This window comes from Streptomyces sp. NPDC048659, assembly GCF_040650575.1.
Lineage (GTDB): Bacteria > Actinomycetota > Actinomycetes > Streptomycetales > Streptomycetaceae > Streptomyces.
The window spans coordinates 1-14,523 of record NZ_JBEZHM010000001.1; the positions used below are offsets into that span (position 1 = coordinate 1).

Below are 14,523 nucleotides of genomic sequence, written 5' to 3' on the forward strand. Positions count from 1 at the left end.
GGGCGAGCAGGGTGGCGGCCATGGACAGGACCGGGGTGATGCCGCTGCCGCCGACGACGGCGGCGAAGTGTCCGGGGCGCGGGGCGAGGACGAAGCGGCCCATGGGCTCCATGACCTCGACGGTGTCGCCGGCGGCGAGCTCCTTGAGGGCGTAGGTGGAGAATTCGCCGCCTTCGACGAGGCGGATGCCGACGCGGAGGACGGGGGTCTCGCCTTCGGGGGCGGCGGGGGCGCAGATGGAGTAGGTGCGGCGGATCTCCTGGCCGTCGGCGCCGGTGCGGCGCAGCGCGAGGTGCTGGCCGGGGGTGTGGCGGTAGGTCTCGCGCAGCTCGGGCGGGACGGCGAAGGTGACGGCCACGGAGTCGTCCGTGAGCTGCTCGACCTCGCTGACCCGGAGCGGGTGGAAACCGGCCCGTCCGGTCTTTGAGGACTGCATCTACAACTCCTTGAAGTGGTCGAACGGTTCGCGGCAGGCCGTGCAGCGGCGGAGGGCCTTGCAGGCGGTGGAGGAGAAGCGGCTGAGGAGTTCGGTGTCGGTGGAGCCGCAGTTCGGGCAGCGGATGGCGAGGGTGAGGGGTATCGGGCCGCCGGCCGGGCCTTGGGGGCGGGGCGGAGCGATGCCGAACTCGGTGAGTTTGCGGCGGCCTTCGTCGGTGATGTCGTCGGTGGACCAGGCGGGGCTGAGGACGGTGACGACGGTGACGTCGGGCATTCCGTGGGTGTGGAGGGCGTGTTCGATGTCGGCGGACATCGCCTCGATCGCCGGGCAGCCGGTGTACGTGGGGGTGAGCTCGACCTGGACGCGGCCGGGGCCGAGGACGTGGACGCCGCGGACGACGCCGAGTTCGGCGAGGGTGAGGACGGGCAGCTCGGGGTCGGGGACGGCGCCGGCGACGCGGGCCAGCTCGGCTTCGAGCGCGGTGGGGGCGGCGGTCACCATGTCGCCCCCGGGTGGCTGCGGTGCAGGTGCTGCATCTCGGCGAGCATCCGGCCGAAGGATTCGGTGTGCAGGCCCTCGCGGCCGGCTCCGGCCTTCCAGGCTCCGGTGCGCGGGCCGGTGGGGACGGTGAGGGTGGCCCGCTGGAGGACGGCGGTGACGGAGGCGAGCCAGTCGCGCTCCAGGGCGGCGACGGTGGCGGGGTCCAGGCCGAGGCCGTCGAGGGGCTGGAACAGCTCGCCCGTGTAGCGCCAGAGGGCGTCGCAGGCGTGCTGGGCGCGCCGGTGGCTCTCCTCGGTGCCGTCGCCGAGGCGCAGGGTCCAGTGCTCGGCGTGGTCCTGGTGGTAGGCGACTTCCTTGACGGCCTTGGCGGCGAGTCCGGTGAGGGGGCCGTCGCCGGTGGCGAGGGCGGCGTAGAGGAGGCGCTGGTAGGTGGAGAAGTAGAGCTGGCGGACGATGGTGTGGGCGAAGTCGCCGTTGGGCTGTTCGACGAGCTGGCAGTTGCGGAAGGCGCGCTCTTCGCGGAGGTAGGCCAGCTCGTCCTCGTCGCCGACGAGGGAGAGCAGGATGCGGGCCTGGCCGAGGAGGTCGAGCGCGATGTTGGCGAGGGCGACCTCCTCTTCGAGGACGGGGGCGTTGCCCGCCCATTCGCCGAGGCGCTGGGCGAGGACGAGGGCGTCGTCGCCGAGGGCGAGGGCGGCGAGGGCGGCGGGGTCGGTGCCGGGGTCGGCGGGGGCGACGGCGGCCGGTGCCGTGGCGGCGGGTGCGGTGGGCCGGGTGCTCACAGGTGCTTCACCCCGTCCGGGATCTCGTAGAACGTGGGGTGCCGGTAGGGCTTGTCCGCCGAGGGCTCGAAGAAGGGGTCCTTCTCGTCGGGGGAGGAGGCGGTGATGTCGGCGGAGGGGACGACCCAGATCGACACGCCTTCGCTGCGGCGGGTGTAGAGGTCGCGCGCGTTGCGCAGGGCCATTTCGGCGTCCGGGGCGTGGAGGCTGCCGGCGTGGGTGTGGGACAGTCCGCGGCGCGAGCGCACGAACACCTCCCACAGCGGCCATCCGTCGGTGGTCATGCCCGTGCCTCCCCGTCCGTGTGCTGCTGTGCGGTGTGCGTCGCGGTGTGCTTGGCGGCGTAGGCCGCCGCGGCGTCCCTGACCCAGGCGCCGTCCTCGTGTGCCTGGCGGCGCGTGGCGAGGCGCTGCTCGTTGCACGGGCCGTTGCCCTTGAGGACGTCCCAGAACTCGGCCCAGTCGATGGGGCCGAAGTCGTGGTGCCCGCGCTCCTCGTTCCACTTCAGGTCGGGGTCGGGGAGGGTGAGGCCGAGGGATTCGGCCTGCGGGACGGCGATGTCGACGAAGCGCTGGCGCAGTTCGTCGTTGGAGTGGCGCTTGATCTTCCACGCCATGGCCTGGGCGGAGTGGGTGGACTCGTCGTCCGGCGGGCCGAACATCATCAGCGAGGGCCACCACCAGCGGTTCACCGCGTCCTGGGCCATGGCGTGCTGGGCCTCGGTGCCGCGGGAGAGGGCGAGGAGGGCCTCGTACCCCTGGCGCTGGTGGAAGGACTCCTCCTTGCAGACGCGGACCATGGCGCGGGCGTACGGGCCGTAGGAGCAGCGGCAGAGGGGGACCTGGTTGGTGATGGCGGCGCCGTCCACCAGCCAGCCGATGGCGCCGACGTCGGCCCAGGTGAGCGTGGGGTAGTTGAAGATCGACGAGTACTTCTGGCGGCCGGAGTGGAGCTTGTCGAGGAGCTCGTCGCGGCTGGTGCCGAGGGTCTCGGCGGCGCTGTACAGGTAGAGGCCGTGGCCGGCCTCGTCCTGGACCTTGGCCATGAGGATGGCCTTGCGCCGGAGGGAGGGGGCGCGGGTGATCCAGTTGGCCTCGGGCTGCATTCCGATGATCTCGGAGTGGGCGTGCTGGGCGATCTGGCGGACCAGGCCCGCGCGATAGGCGTCGGGCATCCAGTCGCGGGGCTCGATGCGCTCGTCGGCGGCGACGACGGCGTCGAACACCGCTTCGAGGGCGGCCTGCGTCGTCGCCGCCCCTGCCGTCGCCGGTGTCGCTGTCGTCTCTGCCGTGCCTGCGGTCATCGGACCCCCTACCGACCGATCGTTCGGTTGAATGACTTCAATGGTCGTTCGGCGGCCCGTATGGTGTCAACCTCTGTGGATAAGTGCTTGGGCCGATCGGGAGCGGGGCGCGATGGACTCGTACGACGACGGGGACGTACGCGAGGACCCGGGAGGGCCGGCCGGGCACACGGACGAGCCCCCGGCCGGGCAGGGCGGCGAGCCTGCGGCCGGGCAGGGGGACGAGCCCGCGGCCGGGCAGGGGGACGAGCCCGCGGCCCAAGGGCCCGGCGCACCGGCGGGCCCCCGCCCCGGGGCCGGTATCGCGGCGCTGTCGCTGCCGTACCAGGTGGCCGCCGCCGTCGCGCTCGCCGTGCTCGGCGTCTTCGCCTGTGTGCACCTCGCGATGGTGTTCCTGCACGTCGCCCCGTCGAACACGCTGACCAAGCAGCACGGCGAGGCCGTCGACGACTGGATCTACCCCGAGTTCGAGCAGAACTGGAAACTCTTCGCCCCCAACCCGCTCCAGCAGAACATCGGCGTCCAGGCACGCGCCCAGGTGGCCGGCGAGGGCGGGCGCCGGACGACCGGCTGGATCGACCTCACGGCCCAGGACACGGCGGCCATCCGCGGCAGCCTGCTGCCGAGCCACACCGAGCAGAACGAGCTGCGCCGGGCCTGGGACTTCTATCTGAACACCCACACCGACGACCACCGCCCCAACGGGATGCGCGGCGAGCTCTCCGAGAGCTACATGCGGCGGATCGTGATGCTGCGCCTCGACGGGCAGCGGCTCGGCGGCACCGTCGAGAAGATCCAGCTGCGCTCCGTGACCCGCCCCGTCCCGTCGCCCTCGTGGAGCGGCGAGAAGAACGGCACCGAGCCGTCCTTCCGCAGCTACCCGTGGTGGCGGATCACCGATGCCGACCGTACGGAGGCGGGCCGATGAGCCGCACCCCCGCTTCCCCCGCGCAGCCCCGCGTCCCCTTCGACCGGCGGCTCGCCCGGGCCGTCCAGAAGGTCACGGCCGAGGCCCTCGGCCCGTACCAGACGGCGATCGTCCGGATCGGCTTCGCCCTGACCTGGCTGCTGTTCCTGCTGCGCGAGTGGCCGCACCGACTGGAGCTGTACGGGCCCGACGGCCCCTGGTCCTGGGAGATGGGCCGCCGGCTGGTCGCCGACAACCACGCCTTCACCGCCCTGCTGTGGTCGGACGGGAGGCTGTGGTTCGAGGTCGTCTACGGGCTCGCGGTGCTCTCCTCCGCGCTGCTGCTCCTCGGCTGGCACACCCGGGCCGTGTCCGTCGTCTTCATGGCCGGTGTGCTGTCCCTGCAGAACCGGTCCATCTTCATGGGCGACGGCGGCGACAACGTCGTCCACATCATGGCGCTCTACCTCGTCCTCACCCGCTGCGGCCGGGTCTGGTCGCTCGACGCCCGCCGGGCGGCCCGGCGCGCGCGGGACGGCGCCGGGGACACGCCGGAGCGGGACCTCGTGGGGCCCCTGCTGTGGACGGTGCTCGGCGCGCTGCTGATGGCCGCCACCTGGTTCTCCGACGTCACCGGCACATGGTGGCTCGTGGTGCTGATGTGGGTGCTGTGGCTGGGGCAGGGGCTGTGGTGGCTGGTGTGCCGCTACGCCGACGACGAGCCGCGCACCCTGCTCGACGTGATCGCCAACCTCACCCACAACGCCGCCCTCGTCGTGATCATGGCGGAGGTCTGCCTGATCTACGCCACGGCCGGCTGGTACAAGGTGCAGGGCTCGCGCTGGCAGGACGGCACGGCGCTGTACTACCCGCTCAAGCTCGACTACTTCTCCCCCTGGCCCGCCCTCTCCGACCTGCTGGGCTCCAGCGGCCTGATGGTGCTGCTGCTGACGTACGGCACGGTGATCGTCCAGGTCGCCTTCCCCTTCACGCTCTTCCACCGCAAGGTCAAGAACGTCCTGCTCGCGGTGATGATGCTGGAGCACGCGGGCATCGCCCTCCTGCTGGGGCTGCCCTTCTTCTCGCTCGCGATGATCTCCGCCGACGCGGTCTTCCTGCCGACGGCGTTCCTGCTGTGGCTGGGCGCGCGGGCGGCGCGCGGCCGGGACCGGCTGCTGCGGAGGGGGCGGCCGTCCGCGGAGCCGGTGCCCGTGCCGCCTCCCCGTACCCTCGTCGGGTGAGCAGCACCGAGGAACAGCAGAACGAGCCGGTCCAGTACGACGAGGGCTTCGCCCCCGAGGTCGGCGTCGGGCCGCACCCGGAGCCCTGGCCGGAGGACGAGCGCTACGACCCCGAGCTGCTGGCCGGCGGCGACCGGCGCAACGTCGTCGACCGCTACCGCTACTGGACGCGGGAGGCGATCGTCGAGGACCTCGACACCCGCCGCCACGACTTCCACGTGGCCGTGGAGAACTGGGGCCACGACTTCAACATCGGGTCCGTGGTGCGGACCGCCAACGCGTTCCTCGCCAAGGAGATCCACATCGTGGGGCGGCGGCGCTGGAACCGGCGCGGCGCCATGGTCACCGACCGCTACCAGCACGTGCGGCACCACCCGGACACCGAGTCGCTGACCGCGTGGGCGGCGGCCGAGGACCTGCCGATCATCGGCATCGACAACCTGCCGGGCTCGGTGCCGCTGGAGCGGACCGTGCTGCCGCGCCGCTGCGTGCTGCTCTTCGGCCAGGAGGGTCCGGGCCTCACCGAGGAGGCCCGGAAGCACGCGGCGATGGTCTGCTCGATCGCCCAGTTCGGCTCCACCCGCTCCATCAACGCGGGCGCGGCGGCCGCGGTCGCCATGCACGCGTGGGTGCAGCGGTACGCGGTCATCGACTGAGGCGACTGAGGCGACTGAGGCGACTGAGGCGACTGAGGCGACTGAGGCGACTGAGGCGGTCGAGCGGGCCGGGCGGTCCGGCCTGGCCCGCTCGACCGGGCGGTCACGCCTGGCGGCGGACCTCCACCACGCGGAAGCGGTTGGCGACGAAGGCGCCGTCGCACAGCGCCGCGTTCGCCGCCGGGTTGCCGCCGGAGCCATGGAAGTCGGAGAACGCCGCCGTCTGGTTCACGTAGACGCCGCCCGTCAGGTTCAGCGAGAGCTGCGCCGACTCCTCCAGGCAGACCTCCTCGACGGCCCGCTCGGTCTCGGCCGAGGTCGTGTACGCGCCGACCGTCATCGCGCCCTTCTCGCGGACCGTGCGCCGCAGCAGCTCCAGCGCGTCGGCGGTCGAGTCGACCGAGACGGCGAAGGAGACCGGGCCGAAGCACTCGGAGAAGTACGCCGCCTCCGCGTCCGGCTTGGAGCCGTCCAGCTTCACGATGACGGGGGTGCGCACGACGGCGTCGGGGAAGTCCGGGTTCGCCACCTCGCGCGAGGCCAGCGCGACCTCGCCCAGGCCCGCGGCGGCCTCCAGGCGCGCCTTCACGTCCGGGTTGACCAGGGCGCCGAGCAGCGCGTTCGCCCGCGCGTCGTCGCCGAGCAGGCCGCCGACCGCGCCCGCGAGGTCGGCGACGACCTCGTCGTACGACTTCGGGCCCTGGTCGGTGGCGACGCCCTCGCGGGGGATCAGCAGGTTCTGCGGGGTGGTGCACATCTGGCCGCTGTACAGGGACAGCGAGAACGCCAGGTTGGACAGCATCCCCTTGTAGTCGTCGGTGGAGTCGACGACCACCGTGTTGACGCCGGCCTTCTCCGTGTAGACCTGCGCCTGGCGGGCGTTGGCCTCCAGCCAGTCGCCGAAGGCGGTCGAGCCGGTGTAGTCGATGACGCGGATCTCCGGGCGGACGGCGAGCGTCTTCGCGATGCCCTCGCCGGGGCGCTCGGCGGCGAGCGCCACCAGGTTCGGGTCGAAGCCGGCCTCGGCGAGCACCTCGCGGGCGACCCGGACCGTGAGGGCCAGCGGGAGGACCGCGCGGGGGTGCGGCTTGACCAGGACCGGGTTGCCCGTGGCCAGGGAGGCGAACAGGCCCGGATAGCCGTTCCACGTCGGGAAGGTGTTGCAGCCGATCATGAGCGCGATGCCCCGGGCGACCGGGGTGAACTCCTTGGACAGCTCCAGGGGGTCGCGCTTGCCCTGCGGCTTCGACCAGTCGGCGCGGCCCGCGGGGGTGCGGGTCTGCTCCTCGTACGCGTACGCCACGGCCTCCAGGCCGCGGTCCTGGGCGTGCGGGCCGCCGGCCTGGAACGCCATCATGAACGCCTGGCCGCTGGTGTGCATGACGGCGTGCGCGAACTCGTGGGTGCGGGCGGAGATCCGGGCCAGGATCTCCAGGCAGACCAGGGCGCGGGTCTCGGGGCCCGCGTCGCGCCAGGCGCTCATGCCGGCGCGCATCGCGGGCAGCAGGACGTCGATGTCCGCGTGCGGGTACGTGATGCCGAGGGCCGGGCCGTAGGGCGAGACCTCCGCGCCGGTCCAGTCGTCGGTGCCGGGCTGGTCGAGCTCGAAGCGGGTGTCCAGCAGGGCCTTGTAGGCGTCGAGCCCGGCGGCCGCGTCGAGCGAGCCGTCCTCCCCGTACGCCTTGGGGTGCTCCGGGTAGGGGGACCAGTACGCGCGCGTGCGGATGGTGGCGAGGGCCTGATCGAGGGTGGACCGGTGCTTGTCGGCCAGACGGTCGGTGGTCAGCTGAGCGGCGGCCATGGGCGCAACTCCTCAATGAGCTGGGCAGGGGCAGGCATACGGAGTTAGAGTAACCGAACGATCGGTCGGGACAAGGGGGTCCGTCGATCCTGTGGAAAACCCATCGGGGAGGATCACTCCTATGACCGCCAACACGACCGTCCGGGGGAGCGACGCGGAGTCGGGCGACGGATCCGGGCCCGTCGGTCCCGGCCGTGCCGTCGCCGTCGTCGGAACGGGCACCATGGGCCAGGGCATCGCCCAGGTCGCCCTCCTCGCGGGCCATCCCGTCCGCCTGTACGACAGCGTCCCCGGCCGCGCCGGAGAGGCCGTGGCGGCCGTCGCCGGGCGCCTGGACCGGCTGGTGGCGAAGGGCCGGCTCGACGCGGGAGAACGGGACGCGGCCGTCGCCCGCCTGCGCGCGGCGGACGCGCTCGCGGGGCTGGCCGACGCCGCCCTGGTCGTCGAGGCGATCGTCGAGCGCCTGGAGGTCAAGCAGGGCCTCTTCGCCGAGTTGGAGGGGATCGTCGGCGCGGACACCGTGCTCGCCACCAACACCTCCTCCCTCTCCGTCACCGCCATCGCGGGCGCCCTGCGGCTGCCCGGGCGTTTCGTCGGGATGCACTTCTTCAACCCCGCCCCGCTGCTGCCGCTCGTCGAGATCGTCAGCGGCGCCGCCACCGACCCGGCCGCCGCCACGCGCGCGTACGAGACGGCGAAGCGTTGGGGCAAGACGCCGGTGCGCTGCGCCGACACCCCCGGCTTCATCGTGAACCGGATCGCGCGCCCCTTCTACGCGGAGGCGCTGCGCGTCCTTGAGGAGGGCGCGGCCGACCCCGCCACCATCGACGCGGCGCTGCGCGAGTCCGGCGGCTTCCGGATGGGGCCCTTCGAGCTGACCGACCTCATCGGCCAGGACGTCAACGAGGCCGTGACCCGGTCCGTCTGGGAGTCCTTCTTCCAGGACCCCAAGTTCACCCCGTCGCTCGCGCAGCGGCGGCTGGTCGAGTCGGGGCGGCTCGGCCGCAAGTCGGGGCACGGCTGGTTCCCGTACGGGGACGACGCCGCGCGTCCCGAGCCGCACACCGCGGCGCCGGCGAAGGCGCCCGGGACCGTCACCGTCCAGGGCGACCTGGGGCCCGCGCGGGTGCTCGCGGAGCTCTTCGAGGGGGCCGGGATCGAGGTCCGGCGCGAGGGCGGCGCCGCCGACGGCCGCATCGTCCTGCCCGGCGGCGGGCGGCTCGCGCTCGCGGACGGGAAGGCCGCGTTCGAGCACCCGGGCGAGGACACCGTCCGCTTCGACCTCGCCCTCGACTACGCCGCGGCGGGCCGGATCGTGCTGTCGGCCGGCGCGCGGACCTCTCCGGAGACCCTGGAGGAGGCCGTCGGGCTCTTCCAGGCGCTCGGCAAGAAGGTCTCCGTGATCGGCGACGTGCCGGGCATGATCGTCGCCCGTACGGTCGCCCTGCTGGCCGACCTCGCCGCCGACGCCGTCGACCGGGGCGTCGCCTCCGCCGAGGACATCGACACCGCGATGCGGCTCGGCGTCAACTACCCGGCCGGGCCCCTGGAGTGGGCGGCCCGGGTGGGCCACCGGCGGCTCGCCGCGCTGCTCGGCGAGCTCCACGGCCGCTACCCCACCGGTCGCTACGCGCCGTCGCTCGCCCTCGCGCGGCGCGGTTTTGACGAACAGGCCGCAGAAGCGGAGGAGAACCGATGACCACCGCGCGACGCGATACGTACACCCCCGACACGCTGCTCTCGGTCGCCGTGCGGGTCTTCAACGAGCGTGGCTACGACGGCACGTCCATGGAGCACCTGTCCAAGGCGGCCGGGATCTCGAAGTCCTCGATCTACCACCATGTGGCGGGCAAGGAGGAGCTGCTGCGGCGCGCGGTCAGCCGGGCGCTCGACGGGCTCTTCGCGGTCCTCGACGAGCCGGGCGCGGGTCGGGGCCGGGCCGTGGAGCGGGTCGAGTACGTGACCCGGCGCACGGTGGAGGTGCTGATCGCGGAGCTCCCGTACGTGACGCTGCTGCTGCGGGTGCGGGGCAACACCTCGACCGAGCGGTGGGCGATGGAGCGGCGCCGGGAGTTCGACCACCGGGTGGCCGAGCTCCTGAAGGCCGCGGCGGCCGACGGCGACCTGCGGGCGGACCTGGACATCCGGCTGGCGACCCGGCTGCTCTTCGGCATGATCAACTCGCTGGTGGAGTGGTACCGGCCGCACGCCGACGCCCCGGCGGAGGGGGAGCATCTCGCGGAGACCGTGGTGCGGATGGCCTTCGGGGGGCTGCGGACGGCCCGCTGAGGCGTCCCTCCGGCCCCCTGGCGGCCCTGGCGGGCCCTCTGGCGGGCCTTGGTGGGCCTTGGGTAGGCCCTGGGTGGGCCCTGGTGGGCCCGTCAGGCGCGGTGGTCCGGGTCCGGGTCGAGGTCGGTCTCCTCGAAGACCAGCAGGGTGCGGGTGGAGAGCACCTCCGGGATGGACTGGAGCCGGGTGAGCACCAGCTCCCGCAGGGTGCGGTTGTCCGGGGTGTGCACCAGCAGCAGGACGTCGAAGTCGCCGCTGACCAGGGCGATGTGCGCGGCTCCGGGGAGGGCCTGGAGCTGTTCGCGGACGGTGCGCCACGAGTTCTGGACGATCTTGAGCGTGATGTAGGCGGAGGCGCCGTGCCCCGCCCGCTCGTGGTTGACGCGGGCGCTGAAGCCCCGGATCACCCCGTCGTCGATGAGCCGGTTGATCCGCGCGTACGCGTTGGCGCGGGAGACGTGGACGCGCTCGGCGACCGAGCGGACCGAGGCGCGCCCGTCCGCCTGGAGCAGGCGCAGGATGTCCCGGTCGATCGCGTCCAGCGGGCGCGGCGGCGGTATCGGGGAGACCATGGCTGCACCGACAGGACCGGCGGGGCTCGGGAAGGCTCCCGCCGGGCCCGCCGGAGTGCCCGCCGAGGGGGCGGCTCCGGGGGGCGCGTTCAGGAGCTCGTCGATGGTGCGCTCCCCGACGTCGGCCATTTGTTCATCCGCCATGTCCCCCCGCCTCTCTCCTGTGGACGACCTGCACCCATCCCAAGCTGTGGAGAACCGTTTGTCCACAGGCTGAAGGTGCCTGTAGCCAAAATGCCTCCACGACCGAACAATCGGTAGGTGAGGCGCGCCACATTCCGCGCCACCCGCCTTCGGGTCTTATGCCCGCTCCCACGAGGAGGTGGACTCGTTGCAACAGCGCAGTTCGACAGTCCAAGAGCCCCCCGGTGCCGCGCTCGCCTACCGGCCCACCCCGCCGCCGGCCTGGCAGCCCCGCACGGACCCCGCCCCGCTGCTGCCGGACGCCGAGCCGCTGCGCGTGCTCGGCACCGACGCCGTGGCCGACGCCGACCCGGAGCTGCTGCGCCGCCTCTACGCGGAGCTCGTCCGCGGCCGCCGGTACAACGCGCAGGCGACCGCCCTCACCAAGCAGGGCCGCCTCGCCGTGTACCCCTCCACGACGGGCCAGGAGGCCAGCGAGGTGGCCGCCGCGCTCGCGCTGGAGGAGCGGGACTGGCTCTTCCCCTCGTACCGCGACACGCTCGCCGCGGTCGCCCGCGGACTCGACCCCGTCCAGGCGCTGACCCTGCTGCGCGGCGACTGGCACACCGGCTACGACCCGCGCGAGCACCGCATAGCGCCGCTCAGCACCCCGCTCGCCACCCAGCTCCCCCACGCGGTGGGCCTCGCCCACGCCGCGCGCCTCAAGGGCGACGACGTGGTCGCCCTCGCCATGGTCGGCGACGGCGGGACCAGCGAGGGCGACTTCCACGAGGCGCTGAACTTCGCGGCCGTGTGGCAGGCCCCCGTGGTCTTCCTCGTGCAGAACAACGGCTTCGCGATCTCCGTGCCGCTCGCCAAGCAGACCGCGGCGCCGTCCCTCGCCCACAAGGCCGTCGGCTACGGCATGCCCGGCCGGCTCGTCGACGGCAACGACGCCGTCGCCGTCCACCAGGTGCTCACCGAGGCCGTGACCCGCGCGCGGCGCGGCGGCGGGCCCACCCTCGTCGAGGCCGTCACCTACCGCATCGACGCCCACACCAACGCCGACGACGCCACCCGCTACCGCGGCGACAGCGAGGTCGAGACCTGGCGGGCGCACGACCCGATCCTCCTCCTGGAGCGGGAGCTGACCGCGCGCGGACTCCTCGACGAGGACGGCCGGCGGGCGGCGGCCGAGGCCGCCGAGACGATGGCGGCGGCGCTGCGCGAGCGCATGAACGCCGACCCCGTGCTGGACCCGATGGACCTGTTCGCCCACGTGTACGCCGAGAAGACCGCGCAGCTGCGCGAGCAGGCGGAGCAGCTGCGGGCCGAGCTCGACGCCGAGAGCGAGGCGGGATGACCACCCACGCGACCGCGCGGCCCGCCGCCAAGGCGCAGGCCAAGCCGGCCACCATGGCGCAGGCCCTCCAGCGGGCCATGCGCGACGCGATGGCCGAGGACCCGACCGTCCACGTGATGGGCGAGGACGTCGGCACCCTCGGCGGCGTCTTCCGCGTCACCGACGGGCTCGCCAAGGAGTTCGGCGAGGACCGCTGCACCGACACGCCGCTGGCCGAGGCGGGCATCCTCGGCGCGGCCGTCGGCATGGCGATGTACGGGCTGCGGCCGGTCGTGGAGATGCAGTTCGACGCGTTCGCCTACCCGGCGTTCGAGCAGCTCATCAGCCATGTCTCGCGGATGCGCAACCGCACCCGGGGCGCGATGCCGATGCCGATCGTCGTCCGCGTGCCGTACGGCGGCGGGATCGGCGGCGTCGAGCACCACAGCGACTCCTCCGAGGCGTACTACATGGCCACCCCCGGCCTCCACGTCGTCACCCCGGCGACCGTCGAGGACGCCTACGGGCTGCTCCGCGCGGCCATCGCCTCCGACGACCCGGTCGTCTTCCTGGAGCCCAAGCGGCTCTACTGGTCGAAGTCCGACTGGTCCCCCGAGGCGCCCGCCGCGGTGGAGCCGATCGGCAAGGCGGTGGTCCGCCGCCGCGGCACCGGCGCCACCCTGATCACCTACGGTCCCTCCCTGCCGGTCTGCCTGGAGGCCGCCGAGGCCGCGCAGGCCGAGGGCTGGGACCTGGAGGTCGTCGACCTGCGCTCGCTCGTCCCCTTCGACGACGAGACGGTGTGCGCGTCCGTGCGGCGCACCGGCCGCGCGGTCGTCGTCCACGAGTCGGCCGGCTTCGGCGGGCCGGGCGGCGAGATCGCCGCGCGGGTCACCGAGCGCTGCTTCCACCACCTGGAGGCGCCGGTCCTGCGCGTCGCGGGCTTCGACATCCCCTACCCGCCGCCGATGCTGGAGCGGCACCACCTGCCCGGTGTCGACCGGGTCCTGGACGCCGTCGCCCGGCTCCAGTGGGAGGCGGGGAGCTGATGGCCCAGGTGCTCGAATTCAAGCTGCCCGACCTCGGCGAGGGGCTCACCGAGGCCGAGATCGTGCGCTGGCTGGTGGACGTCGGCGACGTCGTCGCCATCGACCAGCCCGTCGTCGAGGTCGAGACCGCCAAGGCGATGGTGGAGGTGCCCTGCCCGTACGGGGGCGTGGTCACCGCCCGCTTCGGCGAGGAGGGCACCGAACTGCCCGTCGGGTCGCCGCTGCTGACGGTCGCCGTGGGCGGGGCGGACGGGGGGAGTGCCTCCGGCGGGACCCTGGGGGATGCCGCCTCGGCCGGGGCTGCCGGGGCCGCCGAGTCTGCGGTGTCTGCGGTGTCTGCGGTTTCTGCCGTGTCTTCTGAGTACTCCGGCAACGTGCTCGTCGGGTACGGCACCGCCGGGCCCGCCGCCCGTCGCCGCCGGGTCCGCCGGGAGGCGCCCGCCGTCGCGGCCGTCGCACCGGTGCCGGTGCCGGTGGCCGCGCCCGCGCCCGTGGCCGCCGTGCCCCGGGGGCCCGTGCCCGTCATCTCGCCGCTGGTGCGGAAGCTGGCCCGCGACGAGGGGCTCGACCTGCGGGAGGTGCGCGGGTCCGGCCCCGAAGGGCTGATCCTGCGCGCGGACGTCCAGAACGCCCTCGCCGTCCGGACCAGGCCCGCACCGGCGCCCGTCGCCGCCCCGGTCGCCCCGGCTGTCCCGGCCGCGAGCGGGGCCGTCGCCGCCGCCGGTGAGCGGATTCCGCTGCGCGGGGTGCGCGGTGCCGTCGCCGACAAGCTGTCCCGCAGCCGTACGGAGATCCCCGACGCGACCTGCTGGGTCGACGCCGACGCCACCGAACTCATGGCGGCCCGCGCGGCCATGAACGCGGCGGGCGGGCCGAAGATCTCCGTGCTCGCGCTGCTCGCCCGGATCTGTGCGCACGCCCTGGCCCGCTTCCCCGAGCTCAACTCCACCGTGGACACGGCCGCGCGGGAGATCGTCCGGCTGCCTTCGGTCCACCTGGGCTTCGCGGCCCAGACCGAGCGGGGCCTGGTCGTCCCCGTCGTCAAGGACGCCGGCGGGCGCACCGCCGAGTCGCTGACCGCCGAGTTCGCCCGCCTCACGGAGTCGGCCCGGCAGGGGACGCTCACACCGGCGGACCTCACCGGGGGCACGTTCACCCTGAACAACTACGGGGTGTTCGGCGTCGACGGCTCCACGCCGATCATCAACCACCCCGAGGCGGCCATGCTCGGCGTGGGGCGGATCGTCCCCAAGCCGTGGGTGCACCAGGGGGAGCTGGCGGTACGCCGGGTGGTGCAGCTGTCGCTCACCTTCGACCACCGCGTCTGCGACGGCGGGACGGCGGGCGGCTTCCTCCGGTACGTCGCGGACTGCGTCGAGAATCCGGCGGTGCTGCTGCGCACGCTGTGACACGACTCCGCCGGGGCGGACGCCGACCGGGGCACGGGGCCCCGCCGGTTCCCGGCGGTTCCGTCCGGGACCCAACCCCACGCCGGGTCCCGGACACGTCCCGGCGGAC

15 protein-coding genes are annotated in these 14,523 nt (G+C 73.6%); 8 read left to right on the plus strand and 7 right to left on the minus strand.

Annotated elements, in window-relative coordinates; genetic code table 11:
- From AB0C99_RS00005 to paaA, 5 genes are all read right to left on the minus strand, one after another.
- On the minus strand, positions 1–436 hold a 436-nt coding region (locus AB0C99_RS00005; RefSeq protein WP_362467541.1), incomplete at its 3' end, for an FAD-binding oxidoreductase.
- Entirely contained in the window at positions 437–940 is a 504-nt protein-coding gene (gene paaD / locus AB0C99_RS00010) for a 1,2-phenylacetyl-CoA epoxidase subunit PaaD (protein ID WP_362467543.1), read from the minus strand.
- Entirely contained in the window at positions 934–1,722 is a 789-nt protein-coding gene (gene paaC, locus AB0C99_RS00015) for a 1,2-phenylacetyl-CoA epoxidase subunit PaaC (protein ID WP_362467545.1), read from the minus strand. The genes paaD and paaC overlap by 7 nt, the downstream gene beginning before the upstream one ends.
- Positions 1,719–2,006 (minus strand): 1,2-phenylacetyl-CoA epoxidase subunit PaaB, encoded by a 288-nt coding sequence (gene paaB, locus AB0C99_RS00020; protein WP_362467547.1) that lies wholly within the window; start codon positions 2,004–2,006, stop codon positions 1,719–1,721. Before paaB ends, paaC begins: the two co-directional genes overlap by 4 nt.
- Positions 2,003–3,025 (minus strand): 1,2-phenylacetyl-CoA epoxidase subunit PaaA, encoded by a 1,023-nt coding sequence (paaA, locus tag AB0C99_RS00025; protein ID WP_362467549.1) that lies wholly within the window; start codon positions 3,023–3,025, stop codon positions 2,003–2,005. Before paaA ends, paaB begins: the two co-directional genes overlap by 4 nt.
- A gap of 112 nt (positions 3,026–3,137) precedes the next feature.
- On the opposite strand from paaA, the gene AB0C99_RS00030 reads away from it, so the two are divergent.
- From AB0C99_RS00030 to AB0C99_RS00040, 3 genes are read left to right on the plus strand one after another with little or no spacing between them, the layout of a single operon-like run.
- Complete coding sequence (locus AB0C99_RS00030) at positions 3,138–3,953, plus strand: DUF5819 family protein (RefSeq protein ID WP_362467550.1); 816 nt, start codon at positions 3,138–3,140, stop codon at positions 3,951–3,953.
- Positions 3,950–5,173: an HTTM domain-containing protein gene (locus AB0C99_RS00035; RefSeq protein WP_362467552.1), complete on the plus strand. Its 1,224-nt coding sequence runs from the start codon at positions 3,950–3,952 to the stop codon at positions 5,171–5,173. Before AB0C99_RS00030 ends, AB0C99_RS00035 begins: the two co-directional genes overlap by 4 nt.
- Complete coding sequence (locus AB0C99_RS00040) at positions 5,170–5,829, plus strand: TrmH family RNA methyltransferase (protein WP_362467554.1); 660 nt, start codon at positions 5,170–5,172, stop codon at positions 5,827–5,829. The genes AB0C99_RS00035 and AB0C99_RS00040 overlap by 4 nt, the downstream gene beginning before the upstream one ends.
- A gap of 103 nt (positions 5,830–5,932) precedes the next feature.
- Here AB0C99_RS00040 and paaN read toward each other — a convergent pair whose 3' ends face one another.
- On the minus strand, positions 5,933–7,630 hold the full coding sequence (gene paaN, locus AB0C99_RS00045) for a phenylacetic acid degradation protein PaaN (protein WP_362467556.1): 1,698 nt from the start codon (positions 7,628–7,630) through the stop codon (positions 5,933–5,935).
- A gap of 121 nt (positions 7,631–7,751) precedes the next feature.
- Between paaN and AB0C99_RS00050 the strand changes: the two genes are divergently transcribed.
- Both AB0C99_RS00050 and AB0C99_RS00055 read left to right on the plus strand, forming a co-directional pair.
- Positions 7,752–9,329: a 3-hydroxyacyl-CoA dehydrogenase gene (locus AB0C99_RS00050; protein WP_362467558.1), complete on the plus strand. Its 1,578-nt coding sequence runs from the start codon at positions 7,752–7,754 to the stop codon at positions 9,327–9,329.
- Positions 9,326–9,919: a TetR/AcrR family transcriptional regulator gene (locus AB0C99_RS00055; protein ID WP_362467559.1), complete on the plus strand. Its 594-nt coding sequence runs from the start codon at positions 9,326–9,328 to the stop codon at positions 9,917–9,919. The genes AB0C99_RS00050 and AB0C99_RS00055 overlap by 4 nt, the downstream gene beginning before the upstream one ends.
- 92 nt (positions 9,920–10,011) lie before the next feature.
- Here AB0C99_RS00055 and AB0C99_RS00060 read toward each other — a convergent pair whose 3' ends face one another.
- Positions 10,012–10,491, minus strand: a complete 480-nt coding sequence (locus AB0C99_RS00060; RefSeq protein WP_362468082.1) for an Lrp/AsnC family transcriptional regulator — start codon at positions 10,489–10,491, stop codon at positions 10,012–10,014.
- Positions 10,492–10,813: 322 nt separating this feature from the next.
- On the opposite strand from AB0C99_RS00060, the gene pdhA reads away from it, so the two are divergent.
- Genes pdhA through AB0C99_RS00075 form a run of 3 tightly spaced genes read left to right on the plus strand, consistent with a single transcriptional unit; the run spans position 10,814 to position 14,414 of the window.
- Positions 10,814–11,977, plus strand: coding sequence for a pyruvate dehydrogenase (acetyl-transferring) E1 component subunit alpha (gene pdhA / locus AB0C99_RS00065; RefSeq protein ID WP_362467561.1), 1,164 nt, complete (start codon positions 10,814–10,816; stop codon positions 11,975–11,977).
- Positions 11,974–13,005, plus strand: coding sequence for an alpha-ketoacid dehydrogenase subunit beta (locus AB0C99_RS00070; protein WP_362467563.1), 1,032 nt, complete (start codon positions 11,974–11,976; stop codon positions 13,003–13,005). The genes pdhA and AB0C99_RS00070 overlap by 4 nt, the downstream gene beginning before the upstream one ends.
- Entirely contained in the window at positions 13,005–14,414 is a 1,410-nt protein-coding gene (locus tag AB0C99_RS00075) for a dihydrolipoamide acetyltransferase family protein (protein ID WP_362467565.1), read from the plus strand. Before AB0C99_RS00070 ends, AB0C99_RS00075 begins: the two co-directional genes overlap by 1 nt.
- Positions 14,415–14,523 lie beyond the last annotated feature (109 nt).